12 protein-coding genes are annotated in these 13,861 nt (G+C 69.3%); 7 read left to right on the top strand and 5 right to left on the bottom strand.

The window, feature by feature from the left end; translation table 11 throughout:
* Positions 1-410: 410 nt before the first annotated feature.
* Positions 411-989 (top strand): cold-shock protein, encoded by a 579-nt coding sequence (locus J2852_RS07140; RefSeq protein WP_209873033.1) that lies wholly within the window; start codon positions 411-413, stop codon positions 987-989.
* 92 nt (positions 990-1,081) lie between these two features.
* Here J2852_RS07140 and J2852_RS07135 read toward each other — a convergent pair whose 3' ends face one another.
* Positions 1,082-2,290: a CaiB/BaiF CoA transferase family protein gene (locus J2852_RS07135; protein ID WP_209873031.1), complete on the bottom strand. Its 1,209-nt coding sequence runs from the start codon at positions 2,288-2,290 to the stop codon at positions 1,082-1,084.
* Positions 2,291-2,293: 3 nt separating this feature from the next.
* Entirely contained in the window at positions 2,294-3,091 is a 798-nt protein-coding gene (locus J2852_RS07130; RefSeq protein WP_209873028.1) for an enoyl-CoA hydratase-related protein, read from the bottom strand.
* 90 nt (positions 3,092-3,181) lie between these two features.
* Between J2852_RS07130 and J2852_RS07125 the strand changes: the two genes are divergently transcribed.
* The 4 genes from J2852_RS07125 (at position 3,182) to J2852_RS07110 (ending at position 5,526) form a co-directional block, all read left to right on the top strand.
* A complete protein-coding gene (locus J2852_RS07125; protein WP_209873025.1) occupies positions 3,182-3,754 on the top strand; it encodes a YgjV family protein in 573 nt (190 codons plus the stop codon).
* Entirely contained in the window at positions 3,751-4,494 is a 744-nt protein-coding gene (locus J2852_RS07120) for a Crp/Fnr family transcriptional regulator (protein ID WP_209873022.1), read from the top strand. Before J2852_RS07125 ends, J2852_RS07120 begins: the two co-directional genes overlap by 4 nt.
* Positions 4,495-4,555: 61 nt before the next feature.
* On the top strand, positions 4,556-4,789 hold the full coding sequence (locus J2852_RS07115; protein ID WP_209873020.1) for a hypothetical protein: 234 nt from the start codon (positions 4,556-4,558) through the stop codon (positions 4,787-4,789).
* A 53-nt stretch (positions 4,790-4,842) separates the two neighbouring features.
* Entirely contained in the window at positions 4,843-5,526 is a 684-nt protein-coding gene (locus tag J2852_RS07110; protein WP_246499342.1) for an MT-A70 family methyltransferase, read from the top strand.
* A 3-nt stretch (positions 5,527-5,529) separates the two neighbouring features.
* Here J2852_RS07110 and J2852_RS07105 read toward each other — a convergent pair whose 3' ends face one another.
* Together J2852_RS07105 and J2852_RS07100 are read right to left on the bottom strand one after the other, a co-directional pair.
* Positions 5,530-6,366 (bottom strand): BglII/BstYI family type II restriction endonuclease, encoded by an 837-nt coding sequence (locus J2852_RS07105; protein ID WP_209873018.1) that lies wholly within the window; start codon positions 6,364-6,366, stop codon positions 5,530-5,532.
* A 63-nt stretch (positions 6,367-6,429) separates the two neighbouring features.
* Positions 6,430-6,768 (bottom strand): MoaD/ThiS family protein, encoded by a 339-nt coding sequence (locus tag J2852_RS07100; RefSeq protein ID WP_209873016.1) that lies wholly within the window; start codon positions 6,766-6,768, stop codon positions 6,430-6,432.
* 173 nt (positions 6,769-6,941) lie between these two features.
* Here J2852_RS07100 and J2852_RS07095 point away from each other — a divergent pair, with 173 nt between their 5' ends.
* Positions 6,942-8,540 (top strand): response regulator, encoded by a 1,599-nt coding sequence (locus J2852_RS07095; RefSeq protein WP_209873014.1) that lies wholly within the window; start codon positions 6,942-6,944, stop codon positions 8,538-8,540.
* A 166-nt stretch (positions 8,541-8,706) separates the two neighbouring features.
* Positions 8,707-11,709 carry a hybrid sensor histidine kinase/response regulator gene (locus J2852_RS07090; RefSeq protein ID WP_209873012.1) on the top strand — a complete coding sequence of 1,001 codons (3,003 nt, stop codon included), beginning with the start codon at positions 8,707-8,709 and terminating at the stop codon, positions 11,707-11,709.
* A 6-nt stretch (positions 11,710-11,715) separates the two neighbouring features.
* On the opposite strand, the gene J2852_RS07085 is transcribed toward J2852_RS07090, so the two are convergent.
* Positions 11,716-13,707 carry a methyl-accepting chemotaxis protein gene (locus J2852_RS07085; RefSeq protein WP_209873010.1) on the bottom strand — a complete coding sequence of 664 codons (1,992 nt, stop codon included), beginning with the start codon at positions 13,705-13,707 and terminating at the stop codon, positions 11,716-11,718.
* Between the last annotated feature and the right edge of the window lie 154 nt (positions 13,708-13,861).

Raw genomic sequence — 13,861 nt, 5'->3', positions numbered from 1 at the left:
ACGCGACTCGGCGGTGCACCTGATTGTGCAGAGGCCCCGCAATGCGCGCGCGAGGACGCCGCCGGGCGGGTGCCGGCGCGCGGCGCAAAAGAAAATTCACTTTCCTACTGTTCAGAGACCGGGGCGCGTGCATTCCGCCGGGCAATGCACAAAGAACAGGCGGCAAAAACACGGCGGACACGCCGTAATCGCTTGAAACTTCTTTCAAAATACCAAACTATCCTTGCGCCCGGTCCTTCCCAGGAAGGCCCGTCGCGGGGGTGGCGCATCCGCCCTACGCCCGTCCGGAGAGCCCGGTCCCCCCTTGGCCGAATGTCGCAGTTGGGGAGGTCTGGCCTTTGGCGTGCTTGACGGATCGCTCCGCGCCTGTGACAAAGGTAATTCGGCATCCTCTATGAGCTTGAAGACACATGTTCGACCGCCCGCCCCGTCAGGGCTTCCGCGCTCCCGAGATCACCAAGTCCAACGTCACCGCCACCGTGAAGTGGTTTAACCCCACCAAGGGGTTCGGCTTCGTGTCCCCCGAGGACGGTTCGCCCGACGCCTTCCTGCATGTCTCCGCGGTCCAGGCCGCGGGCTATGACGCGCTCGACGAAGGCGCCACCATCGTTTGCGACCTCGCCCGCGGCCCGAAGGGCCCGCAGGTCGCTTCCATCCAGTCCGTGGACAACTCCACGGCCTCCCGTTCGCCCCGTCCGCCGCGCGCCGGCGGCGGCGGTTTCGACCGTGGCGGCCCGCGTGGCGGCTATGACTCCTGGGGCGGCGGCGGCGACGCCGGCGGCGAGGAAGTCGACGGCACCGTGAAGTGGTTCAACGCCGACAAGGGCTTTGGCTTCATCACGCCGGCCACCGGTGGCAAGGACGTCTTCGTCCACGTGAACGTGCTGCGCCGCTCCGGCATGCAGACGCTCCAGGAAGGCGATCAGGTGCGGGTCACCGTCCGCCAGGGCCAGAAGGGTCCTGAGGCCGGTAAGGTCGAGTACCTCTAAAGCTTGAGAACAGCCGGGGCGCTTCCGCAATGGAGCGCCCCGGTTCGTTTCCGGGCTTCCTAGATCTCGCCCAGACTAGGCCTCGCCCACCATCAGGCTTTGCCCAGATGGACGATGCGCTTTTCCGCAAGCGCATCGATGTGTTCGTCCGTGTATCCCAGCTCCCGCAGAACCTCGCGGGTGTGCTGGCCCAGCACGGGCGCTCCGCGCCGGCTTTGACCGCCCGGCGTGTCTGAGAATTTGACCGGCAAGCCCAGCGCCTGGACCGGACCTTGCGTGGCGTGCTCCACCGTGACGACCATGTCGCGGGCGCGCGTCTGCGGGTCGGCCAGCATCTGGTTGATGTCGTTCACCGGCCCGGCCGGCACCCCGATCCGCTCCAGCCGTTCCAGCCAGTCCGCGACCGTCCGGCGGCGGAACAGCGGAGTCAGCGCCGCTTCCAACTCCACCCGATGGGTAAGCCGCGCCGCGCTGTCGGCGAAGCGCTCGTCCTGGGCCAATTCGGGCGCCTCAAGCACCTCCACCAGCCGCAGCCAGTTCGTCTGGTTGGCGCCGCCCACCACCAGCCAACCATCCGCCGCTTCAAAGGCCTGATAGGGCGCCGTCAGCGGGTGGGCGGAACCCAGTGCGGTCGGGGCGCTGCCGGTCGCCAGCGCCATGGCCGATTGCCAGTAGGTCAGCGCGATCCCCGCTTCGAACAGGGAGGTGTCAACCGCCTGACCCTTGCCGGTCTTCAGCCGGTGCGTGTAGGCGGCCAGGATGCCCATGGCGGCGAGGATGCCGGCGGTGATGTCGGTCACCGGCGGACCGGTCTTCACGGGTGGGCTGCCCGGCCCCTCGCCGGTCACGCTCATGATGCCGCTCATCGCCTGCGCCACGAGGTCGAAGCCGCCGCGCTGCGCGTAGGGGCCGGTCAGCCCGAATCCGGTCAGGGAGCAGGAGATCAGCGCCGGGTTGATGCGGTCCAGGTCCGCCCGGCCGAAGCCCAGCCGCTCCAGCGTGCCGGGGCGGAAGTTCTCGACCAGCACGTCGGCCTTTTCCAAAAGGCGGGTGAGGATCTCGCGCCCCTCCGGCGCCTTGATGTCCAGCGCGATTCCCCGCTTGTTGCGGTTCATCATCATGAAGGCGGCGGACTGGTCGCCGATGGTCGGCGGCACCATGCGGCGGGTGTCGTCGCCCCCGGGGAACTTCTCCACCTTCACCACGTCGGCGCCCATGTCGGCCAGCATCAGGCAGCAGGCCGGCCCGGCCATGATGTGCGTCAGGTCGATGACGCGCAGTCCTTCCAGCGGTCCGGGCATGGCTCAGCGTCCTTTGAACACGGGTTTGCGTTTGGCGAGGAAGGCGGCGCGGCCCTCCTGGAAATCTTCGGTGTCGAAGCAGGCGTAGTTGTCCGCCCGGTCCGCTTCGGTCAGCGGCGTCTTCGCCACGAGGTTCCGCACGAAGCGCTTGTGCCAGCGGGCGACCAGCGGCGCGCCTTCCGCGATCAGCCCGACCGATTCGGCAACCGCCGCCGTGAAGTCGGCTTTCGCGACGACCTGCCCAACCAGCCCGATGCGCAGCGCCTCCGCCGCGTCCATGATGCGCCCCTCCAGCAGCAGCCGCAGAGCCTGCGCGCCGCCCACCAAATCGACCAGCGGGGCCAGTTCCTCATAGGCCACGACCAGCCCCAGCTTCTTGACCGGTACCCCGAAGCGCGCGTGGTCGGCGGCGATGCGCAGGTCGCAGACGCAGGCCAGTTCCAGCCCGCCGCCGACGCACAGCCCGTTGATCGCCGCCACCACCGGATGCCGGCACTCCTGCACCGCCCGCAGGGCGCCGTGCAGCATCGTGCCGTATTCGGCGGCCTGCGCGGCGTTCGACCGGACCTGATCGAACTCCGCGATGTCGGCCCCGGTGCAGAAGGCCGCCTCGCCGGCCCCGGTCACGACGACGACCCGCACCGTCTCGTCCTCCGACAGGCGGCGGAAGGTCCGTTCCAGCGCGATCCAGCCCGCCCGGTCCAACGCGTTGTGCTTGTCCGGCCGGTCGAGCGTGAGGGTGACGACGGCGCCGTCGCGGCGTTCCCTCAGGGGCGTGTGTGCGTTTTGGGGCGTGCTCATGGCGGCGAGCTTAGAAGCGTCCCGGCCGCTTCGTCCAGCGGCCCGAAACGGTCGCTTTGCCAAAGCGTCGCCGCAACCTATCCTCGTGCCATGCTCGACGCCTTCCTTGCTGCTCCCCTCACGCAAGCCGTCGGCCTCGCCGGCACCGCCGCGGGGATGAGCTGGCCACTGTTCCGGGGACGGCGCGGCATCCTGCTGGGCCAGCTGGTGACCTGTATGGCCTTCGCCGCTCATTTCGCGCTGCTGGGTGCGACGACAGGGGCCGTGATGAACGCGCTGGCCTCGGCGCAGGTGCTCGCGGCCATTCCGCTCGGCACCCGGCCGGGCTTCCGCCTCGTCTATCTGGGGTTGCTGCCGGTGATCGCGGTTGGGGCGGCGCTGACCTGGAACGGCGTGCCGTCGCTGTTCGCCGCGCTCGGCCTCGCCTTCGTCAGTCTGGGGCGCTACCAGACGCGCGTTGTGCCGCTGCGCCTGTTCATGGCGGTGGCCCTGCCGTGCTGGTTCGTCCACAATGCCCTGATCGGGTCGGTGCCGGGCATGATCTCCGACGTGGTCGGCATGACCATCAACGCGGTGATGCTGGCGCGCCTCGGCGTCTTCCGTCCCGCCGCCGCAATGTCCTACACTGCCGCCCGCCCGCGTGACGGGTGGGAGGAATCATGAAGAACGACATTTCGGGAAAAGGCGACATTCCGGGTCTGCGCCCTCAGGACACCGCCACGCTCCGTTCCAACGCCCTGTTCGGGCGGCTGCCGGACCGCGCGCTGGCCCTGCTGGTCGGCACCGCCCAGGTGCGCACCGTGCCGCGCGGCACCACCCTGTTCGTCCAGGACGAGGAAGCCGACCGCTTCTTCGTGCTGCTCGACGGCTGGGTGAAGCTCTACCGGCTGACCCGCGACGGGTCGGAGGCGGTGGTGAACATCGTCGCCCCCGGCGAGACCTTCGCCGAGGCCGCCATGTTTGCCAGCGGCAAGTTCCCCGTCTGCGCCGAGGCGGTGGCCGATTCCCGCGTCATGACCCTGACGGCGGAGGGCTTCGCCCGCTGCCTGCGCGAGGACGACCAGATCGCCTTCGCCATGCTGGGCTCGCTGTCGGTGCGCCTGCGCCACCTCGTTCAGCAGATCGAGCAGTTGCAGGTCCAACCCACGCCGCAGCGCGTCGGCACCTTCCTGCTGCGCTTCTGTCCGGAGGGGCCGGGTTCGGCCGTGTTCGCGCTGCCCTTCGACAAGGCGCTGATCGCGCGGCGCCTCGGCATGCAGCCGGAGACCTTCTCCCGCGCGCTGGCCAAGCTGCGCGGCGTCGGGGTGGAGACGCAGGGCGGCACCGTGTCCGTCGCCGACCTGGACGATCTGCGCCGCTTCTGCCATGTGGACGAGGAGGGGGCGGACGCCGAACGCGACTGACCCATTCGGGGCCAGCGTCGGCTTGACGGTTCGCAGGCGTGCATGCAAGCATGCGCATCCCATGAACACCGATCAGCCCAACGCCGGCCAACCCAACACCGACTGGCCCAACACCGGTCAAGAGGCCGGCTCGCGCCGCCGCTCCGGCTCCGTTTCCGACAAGGAACCGTTGCAGGTCCGCATCCCCACGGGGGTGAAGCGGCAGTTCAAGGCCGCCGCCGCGATGCGCGGGCTTGAACCGCACGAGCTGTTCGTGGAGGTTTGGGAACACTATCAGCGCACGCGCCCGGAATGACGCGTCCATCCCATAACGCCCACTCCCATAACGCCGACCCTGTGACGCCCACCATGCAGTCCAAAGAGAGCAACGAAGCGATGGGCGAAACCCGGACGCTGAACCCCGTGCAGGATCTGGCCGATTTCGCCAAGGACCGGCGCTTCGCCACCGTGATGGCCGACCCGCCCTGGCGCTTCGTCAACCGCACCGGCAAGATGGCGCCGGAGCACCGCCGCCTGTCCCGCTATGGCACCATGACGGTGGAGGAGATCTGCGCGCTGCCCGTCGCCGGCATCGTCGCGCCGACCGCGCACCTCTATCTGTGGGTGCCCAACGCCCTGCTGCCGGAAGGGCTTCAGGTCATGCAGGCCTGGGGGTTCGAGTACAAGACCAACATCGTCTGGCACAAGGTGCGCAAGGACGGCGGCTCGGACGGGCGCGGGGTGGGGTTCTACTTCCGCAACGTGACGGAGCTGATCCTGTTCGGCGTGCGCGGCAAGAACGCCCGCACGCTGCCCCCCGGCCGCACGCAGGTGAACTACATCGGCACCCGCAAGCGCGAGCATTCCCGCAAGCCCGACGAGCAGTATGAACTGATCGAGGCGTGCAGCCCCGGCCCCTATCTGGAGATGTTCGCCCGCGGCGCCCGGCCGAGCTGGGCCGTCTGGGGCAACCAGGCTGACGATTCCTACGAACCGACCTGGAAGACCTACGCCTACAACTCCGCAGCGGATCGCGGCGTGACGGCCGACTGAGGCTCAGCCGTCCTCGTCCTCCGCCAAGGCTGCCTCGCTCATCTCGAAACGGGCCTGCCGGATGACGGGGTGGGCCTGTTTCCATTCCTCGAAGTCGGCGACCAGCCCCGGCCGGATGCCCAGCACCAGGATCGGGCAGCCGCCGCCGCGCCCGGCGTTCAGGCGGTAGAGCAGCTTCGGCATCCAGGTGGTGCTGGCGCCGTACTTGTTGTGGAAGTCCTTCATGTCCACGCGCCGGGCGATGTCCTGGAACAGCGGCGCCAGCTCGGCGCTGCGCGTCAGCAGCACGCCCGCGCTGACCACCCCGCACTCGTAGAAGGTCCGCGCGGCGTAGAGATCGCGGTCGAAGGTCTGGTCCTTGCTGTTCCATTCCATGTCGAAGGACACGCGGCCTTTCACGAAGTCGATCTTGTGGCCGTCGATGAAGCGCTCGACCTTGTAGATCTCCTCGTGCTGGCGGGCCGCCGGGCCTTTGCGCCGCGACCCGTCCGCCGGGCGCGGCTCCTGGGTGGTGATGATCTTGCGGATGAAGAGATCACCTTGGATGCGCGTCTCGTTCCACCCCAGCGGGTTGAGCAGATCCTCCATGTTCTTGGCGATCCGCGATTTGTTGCCGCCGGAGGTGACGATCTCCTCCGTGCGGATGCGGAACTCCATCAGCTTGCCGATGATCTCGTCGAACTCGTCCCGGCAGGCGTGGGCCAGGATGCGCGCGGCGTTGCGGTAGCTGTGGACTTCGTACAACTCGTGGAAGCCCGGCGGAAACAGGCCGTCCACGTCGGTGTCGAGCGCCGAGATGATCGGCGCCGCGTCGTGGATGCAGGAGAACAGGTCGGTCATGCCGACAGGCTGTCGCAGCCGGCCCCGAAAATCCAGCCTTTCAGGCGTTTTTTAGCGGGCCGGCTACACCACGCAGGCGCCGTAGCCCCAGCTGTAGGGCACCGGGCCGGAGAAGGCGACCACGTCCCCGTCCTCCAGCACGCGGCCGGTTTCCACCGGCACGCCCAGCTTCGGCGTCACGTCGCGGCCGTTGACCATGACCAGGAAGATCTCCCGCTCGGGGATGCCCAGCTGGCGGATCACGTCGCCGATCGTGCCGCCCGCCGGCAGCGTGACGGCGGAGCGCGGCGGCACCGTGGGGCAGGCCTTGACCATGGAGTTGAACAGGCGAACCTCCACGCCGATGGACAGCCCCTGGGAGTTGTGGCCGATGGTGGCGGTGGTGCCGGCACTGGTCTGCATGGTTACGCTCCCCCCATTCCTCGTTCCCGGCAAGTCTGGGAAGGGCCGGGGCGGGCGTCCTTGACCGCCGTCAAGCGCGCGCGGCAACCTGCCGCAGCCGCAAGCGGCGTGTCCGTTTCGCACGCGCGGTTGTGTTACTGTGTCGGCTGTTCGCCTCAAGTCCAGAATCTTCCATGTCCAGCCCGACCGATCCCGACGACGACCTGCTGTTCGCCGACGAGGAACCGTTCTTTGCCGAACCGTTCTTTGCCGACGGGGGCCAGCCGGTCATCGCCCAGGCCCGGCCCACTTGGAAGGTGCTGATCGCCGACGACGAGGAGGAGGTCCACGCCGTCACCAAATTCACGCTGCGGAACTTCATCGTCGCCGGCCGTGAGTTGGAATTCCTCGACGCCTACAGCGGGGCGGAGGCGGTGGAGACGATCCGCCGCCATGACGACATCGCCGTCGTCCTGCTGGACGTGGTGATGGAGACGGAGCACGCCGGGCTCGACGCCGTGCGCCGCATCCGGGAGGAGGTCGGCGACCGGATGGTCCGCATCGTCCTGCGCACCGGGCAGCCGGGGCTGGCGCCGGAACGGCAGGTCATCACCGACCACGACATCAACGGCTACACCCAGAAGACCGAGTTGACCATCGAGAAGCTGTACTCGACCATGCACACGGCCGTCCGCTCCTACCGCGACATCCGGGCGCTGGACGAGAACCGCCGTGGGCTCCAGCGGATCGTCGAGGCGACCACCGCCATCGTTCGGGAGCACACGCTGTCCGGCTTCGCGTCCGGTGCGCTGGCGCAGTTGCAGGGGCTGCTCTATCTCGGCAAGGACGCCGCCCGCTGCTCGGGCGTGGTTGCCACCTCGACGGCGGGCGGGTCCGGCGTCCTGATGCTGCTGGCCGGTGTCGGCGACTATGCGGGGAAGGAAGGCCGCCCCGTGGCCGATGCGCTGTCGCCTGCGCTGACGAGCGCCCTGCGCGACGCGGCGGCCAAGCCGGACGGCATCTGCGTGAACGGTGTCTACAGCGCGTGCCTGGAAAGCCGCAAGGGTGACCGCGCCCTGCTGGGGATTGAGGCCCAGGACCCCATGGCGCCGGTGAACCCGGACCTGCTGGGCCTGTTCGGACGCAACCTCGCCGTCGCCTTCGAGAACCTGACTCTGCACCAGGACATCGAGGAGACCCAGCGCGACATCGTCCTGATGCTGTCGGAGGCGATGGAGCGGCGCTCCCACCATGTTGGGCATCATGCCCGGCGGGTCGGCGAGTACGCGCGCCTGCTGGGCCGCGCCGCCGGCCTTGGCGTGGAGGAGGCGGGCGATCTGGCGCTGGCCGCGTCGCTGCACGACATCGGCAAGGTCGCCATCCCCGACGCCATCCTCAACAAGCCCGGCCCCCTCGACGAGGAGGAGCGGGCGATCATGCGGACCCATTCCCGCATTGGGCACGACATCCTCGTCTCATCGCGCCGTTCGGCGCTGAAGCGGGCGGCGGTGGTCGCATTGACCCATCATGAGCGGTGGGACGGCCAGGGCTATCCACAGGGCCTTTCCGGCGAGACCATTCCGCTGGAAGGCCGCATCGTCGCGTTGGCCGACGCCTTCGACGCCCTGCTGAGTGTCCGCCCCTACAAGCTGGCTTGGCCGCTCGACCGCGTGCTGGAGCATCTGCGGGGCTCGCGCGGAACGGCTTTCGACCCCGCCCTGGTGGATCTGTTCTTCGCCAACCTCGACGCCATCGATGCCATCCGCGCCCGCTTCCGTGACGAGGTGCCGTAGGCGGGCGTCCGGCTTGCCTTGAGGGGTTTGGGACGTTGCGCCGGGTTGTGGTGCGGCGGTGGCGCGCTGTTCACGGGCGCAAGGCCTATGATATCTTCCCGCCGTCGAACCAGCGCGGCACAGCGGGGCCATTCCGGCTCGGAGGAATGCCGGCCCGGAGGATTGGATGAGCGACGAGTTTCTTTTCGCCGATGACGAGCCGGGCGCGGACGCCGAACCGGCTGCGGCGAGGGACCCGGCGCCCGAACCAGCGGAACCCTGGCTCATCCTGATCGTCGATGACGACCCGGCCATCCACGCCACCACCAAGATGGTGCTGCGTGGTTTCACCTTTGAAGGCCGTCCGGCGCAGTTCCTGTCCGCCGGCACGGCGGCGGAGGCGCGCACGGTGCTGGAGCAGAACCCGGCCATCGCCGTGGTGCTGCTCGACGTGGTCATGGAATCGGACGACGCCGGCCTGCGGCTGGTCCGCTTCATCCGCAGCGAGATGAACAACCGCCGTGTGCGCATCATCCTGCGCACCGGACAGCCCGGCCAAGCGCCGGAGCGCGACGTCATCCTCAACTACGACATCAATGACTACAAGTCGAAGACCGAGTTGACGGCGCAGAAGCTGTTCACCTCCGTGGTCGCGGCGTTGCGCGGCTATCAGGACATCACCGCCATCGAGGAGCACCGGCAGGGGCTGGAGCGCATCCTGGACGCCTCCTCCGCGCTGCTCGACAAGCGGACGATGGCGGAGTTCGTCAGCGGGGCCGTGTCGCAGATCGACGGCGTCTGCCCCCCCTGCACCGGCATCGCGCTGTGCAGCCGCTGGGCCGAGGGGGAGGGGGCGGCCTACCGCGAACCGCTGGTGCTCGGCGGCGGCGGGCTCTACGCGGGCAGCGACGGCAAGCCGGTGCGCGCGGCACTCCCGGCCGAGGCCGCCGACGCCGTCGCCGAGGCGCTGGCCGACATGCGCAGCCGGTACGAGCGCACGCACAGCGTCCTCGTCTTCCGTTCCACCTCGCGCCACCACGACACGATCTTCTACCTGCGCCACACCCGCCCCCTGACCGAGGACGAGCGGCGCCTGCTGGAGGTCTTCTGCTCCAAGGTCGCGGTCGGCTTCGACAATGTGCACCTCTACGAGGAACTGACTACCCTCAACCGGAACCTGGAAAACCAGGTGGCCGAGCGCACGCGCGCGCTGGTCAAGGCGACCGAGGCGGCGGAGGCCGCGCGCGCCGACGCCGAAGCTGCTAATCAGGCCAAGTCGCTGTTCCTGGCGACCATGAGCCATGAGATCCGCACGCCCATGAACGGCGTCCAGGGCATGCTGGAACTGCTGGAGTTCACGCAGCTTTCCGCCGAGCAGCGTGAGCTGGTCACGGTCGTGCGGGATTCGGCGGGCGCGCTGCTGACCATCATCAACGACATCCTGGACTTCTCGAAGATCGAGGCCGGGCGGCTGGATCTGGAACGGGTGCCGGTGTCGCTCGCCACCGTGGTCGAGGGCGTGGCCGACACGCTGGCGCCCGGCGCCCGCAAGAAGGACCTGTCGCTCATCACCTTCGTGGACCCGGACCTGCCGGCCGTCGTCATGGGCGATCCGGTGCGCATCCGGCAGGTGCTGTTCAACATCGCCGGCAACGCGGTGAAGTTCACGCCCTCCGGCTCGGTCAAGATCCGGGCCGAACTGGCGCGGTTCGAGGATGGCAGGGCGACCATCCGCATCACCGTCATCGACACCGGCATCGGCATTTCCAAGGACGATCAGGCCAAGCTGTTCCGCCCCTTTACCCAGGCGGAGGCGTCCACGACGCGGCGCTTCGGCGGCACCGGCCTCGGCCTGTCCATCTGCCGCCGTCTGGCCGAGCTGATGGGCGGTGAGATCGGCGTGTCGAGCGAGCCGGGGCAGGGCGCCACCTTCTGGTTCACCTTCGCCGCCGACCTTGCCTCCGACACCGATCTGGCCGAGGCCGCCGGCCCGTCCTTCCCGCTGGGCGGAGTGTCGGTGCTTCTGCTCGTTCCCGACGCGGAGGAGCGGCAGTTCCTCGCCCGTTATCTGAACACCGACGGGGCGCTGCTGGTGGACGCGCCCGACGCGCGCACCGGGTTGAAGACGCTGCTGCCCGGCACGGCCTGCGATGTTGTGGTCGCCTCGTCCGACGTGGACCTGTCGCCGCTCGACGCCGACCCGCGCGGCGCCGTGCGCGGGCGCGTGCTGCTGACCCGGCAGGTCGAGCCGGCGGAGCCCGGCGGGCCGATCCCCGTGGCGCGCCCGGTGCGCCGTGCGCATCTCGTCCGCGCGGTGCTGGCTGCCGCCGGCCGCGCCGCCGCCGACGACTTCGCGGCAGAGGCGCCAAAGCCCGTTGCAGCACCGCTCGCGGCGCCCTCGGTGGAGGAGGCGCTGGCCGCCGGTCGCCTGATCCTGGTGGCGGAGGATCACCCGACCAACCGTCAGGTCATCCAGCGCCAGTTGGCCCTGCTCGGTCACGCGGCGGAGGTGGCGGAGGACGGCGTCCAGGCTTTGGCCATGTGGCGCAGCCGCCCCTACGCGCTGCTGCTGACCGACTGCCAGATGCCGGAGATGGACGGCTTCGAGCTGACCCGGATCATCCGCGCCGAGGAAGCCGGCACGGGTACGGCCCGCCTGCCGATCATCGCCATCACCGCCAACGCCATGGAGGGCGAGGCGCAGAAGTGTCTTGCCGCCGGCATGGATGGCAGCATTTCCAAGCCGCTGGAAATCGGCCAGCTGCGCCGCATCCTGGAGCGGCATCTGCCGTCCCCCGAGGGGGCGGAAGCGCCTGAGGCCATTGCGCCGTCCCCCGCGCGGATCCCGGCGCCGTCCGATCTGCCGCCCATTGACACGACGGCGCTGGCCGCCCTGTTCGATGGCGACGCGGAGTTCGTCCGCCAGCTTCTGGACGAGTTCGTCACCTCCAACACCGCGACGCGGGAGCGTCTGGCGACGGCGTTCGAGGCCGGAGCCTGGGACGAGGTGCGGCAGGCCGCGCACAAGCTCGCCGGCTCCTCCCGCACGGTCGGCGCCCGCGACCTCGCGGCGGTCGGCGATGCGATCGAGCTGGCCTGCGTGGAAGGAAGGCTGGACGGCATGGGCGACCTCGTCGCCCGCACCGCCCGGGAACTCAGCCGCGTCGCGGCCTTCGTCGAGCGGATGTAACCCGCCTTACGCCGCCAGAGGCCGCAAGCCCCGCTCGCGCACCAGGGCGGACAGCCGCTGCTCAAAGGCCGTGCGCGCCTCGTCCGCCAGATCGAAGCGCACGTGGCAGTGGGCGCGCTCCACCTCCAGCACACGGAAGGGCAGCGGGGTGTTGAACCCGTCGATGTGCAGCGTGCCGCGCGTGCCGGCGACCGCGTCGTTCCAGCCCTCCAGCGCGGCGCCGCCGGCGGACAGGTTGACCGCGCGGCAGCTCCGGCCGCCGGCCGTGCCCTCCACCCGCACCGGAAGGTCGGTGCCGTAGCGGGTCTCGCGGCGGCGGTCCACCTCGGTCATGGAGGTGCGCACGACGCGGATCAGGACGCTGCGCAGGTCGTCGATGCTGTGCGACACCTCGTCCGCCACGGTCCGGACCTCGGCCGCCCGGTCGCCGGTGGCGCTGGCCTCGCGGGAGACTTCGGCGATGCGGGTCGAGACCTCCTGCGCGGCGTCGGCGGTTTCGCTGACGTTGCGGCTGATCTCCTGGGTCGCGGCGGCCTGCTCCTCCATGGCGGCGGCGATGGTCGCCGCCACATGGTCCACGTCGGTGATGCTGTTGGTGATGCTGCCGACGGCGGCCACCGCGTTGCCGGTGACCGACTGGATTTCGGCGATCTGCGTCGCGATGTCCTCGGTCGCCTTGGCGGTCTGGTTGGCGAGGCTTTTGACCTCCGACGCGACGACGGCAAAGCCCTTGCCGGCCTCGCCGGCGCGGGCCGCCTCGATGGTGGCGTTCAGCGCCAGCAGGTTGGTCTGGCTGGCGATGTCCTGGATGAGTTGGGCCACGTCGCCGATGCGGGTCACCGCGTTGGACAGCGACTGGATGGTCTCGCGGGCGTGTTCGCCGCTCGCCACGGCGCGGCGGGTGATGTCGCTGGCCTGCCCGACCTGGGTGCCGATCTCGCGGATCGAGGCGGCCAGCTCCTCGGTCGCGGAGGCGACGGTCTGGGCGTTGCGCAGGGCCTGTTCGGCCGCCGCGGCGACCGACTGGCTGTTCACGCCGACCGCGCCGGCCGAGTGGGCCATGGCGCCGGCGTTGGCTTCCATGCGCTGGGTGCGCTCGGCGACGCGGTCCACGGCGCTGCGAGTCTCGCGCTCCACCGTCGCGGCCATGCCCTCCAGGGCGGCGACCTTGGCGGCTTCGGCTTCGGCGCGCTGGCGTTCCTGCTCGCTGTGCAAGCGCTGGTTATCCAGGCCGTTCGCCTTGAACACCTCCACGGCGCGGGCCATCGCGCCGATCTCGTCGCGCGAGTCGGCGCGCGGCACCGCCGCCGTGTAGTCGCCGCCGGCCATGCGCTGCATCACGGCGGTCAGGCTTTCGATGGGCCGCACGACGCGGCCGGTCACCACCAGCACGCCGGCCAGGACCGCGAGAACCGCCACGGCGAGCAGCAGCAAAGACACAAGGCGGGCTTCGTCGTAGGCCTGCACCGCCTCGCGATAGCTTTCGTCGGCAAGGCGGACCTGCAGGTCGATCAGGCTGCCGATGCGGTCGGTGACCGGGTCGATGGTCTGATACAGATCCTTTCGGACGAAGGTGTCGAGCCCCGCAGCGTCCTTGGCCGTCAGGATGCGGGTCAGCCGATCCACGGTCTCGTCGGCCTTGAGCATCAGCGGCTTGATCTGGTTGACGAGTTCGACCTCCTCGGGGGCGAGAGAGGTTGCGAGGTAGGCCTGCCAGCGCGACCCGATGTCGGCCTTGGCCTTCTGCGCCGAGGCGAGGCTTTCTTCCCAGGAGAAGGCGCCGTCGCGCGCCTTGTGCGAGGCGTCCACGACGAAGATGGCGTAGGCGTCGGAGATGATCTTCAGGTCGCGCAGCGGGACGACGCGGTCCTCATAGATGATCTTCACATCCTTGTTCGCGATGCCGAGCGCGCGCAAGCCCACCAGATCGCTCAAGGCCAAAAGCCCGCCGAGCAGGGCCAGAACCGTCAGCAGGACAACCTTGATCGTAATCCGCATCGCATCCCCCGTCGAAAGCGCGGACCAGTCTGAAACGGCGGCATTGGCCGCTTCGCCGCGAACCTTGGGGTGCGAGGATAGATCGAATGTCCTGAAAAAGCCGTAAAAAATCTATGGCTAAAGCCTATGACGGCACCCGCCGGGCGAGCGCCTC

Origin of the sequence: Azospirillum soli (assembly GCF_017876165.1) — a bacterium.
Classification (GTDB): Bacteria; Pseudomonadota; Alphaproteobacteria; order Azospirillales; family Azospirillaceae; genus Azospirillum; species Azospirillum soli.
This window is presented reverse-complemented; position numbering and strand designations above follow the sequence as displayed.